The 395-nt window shown below is 65.8% G+C and carries 1 protein-coding gene; it reads left to right on the plus strand.

Annotation, left to right across the window (positions count from 1 at the left end; translation table 11 throughout):
- Nucleotides 1-61 precede the first annotated feature (61 nt).
- Nucleotides 62-395: FAD-dependent oxidoreductase (locus B7P34_RS36440; protein WP_146167073.1), on the plus strand; the 334-nt coding region annotated here is incomplete at its 3' end.

The following is a 395-nucleotide window of genomic DNA, read 5'->3' on the forward strand; positions in this document are numbered from 1 at the left end:
ACGCAGACGCTGAGTAAGCTGAACTCATCAGCAGGAAAAACGACCGCCAGGAGGCACGAAGATGCACCACACCACCCGTCTAGACGTTGTTGTTGTCGGCGCAGGGAACGCCGCCCTGTGCGCCGCCCTGTCCGCCCACGAGCAGGGCAGCCAGGTACTGATCCTCGAAAAAGGCCCCCGGGAGAACCGCGGGGGCAACTCGTACTTCACCGACGGGGCCATCCGCTGCGCCTACCAGGGCCTCGACGACCTGCGCGACCTGATGCCTGACCTCAGCGACGCTCAGGCCAGCTTGATCCACCTCGCCGCCTACCCGCCGGACGCTTATTACGCCGATATGGAGCGCGTCACCCACGGCCAGACTGACCCGGCCCTGGCCCGTCGACTGGTCGAAG

The sequence above is a fragment of the Streptosporangium nondiastaticum genome (genome assembly GCF_003011965.1).
Lineage (GTDB): Bacteria > Actinomycetota > Actinomycetes > Streptomycetales > Streptomycetaceae > Streptomyces > Streptomyces nondiastaticus.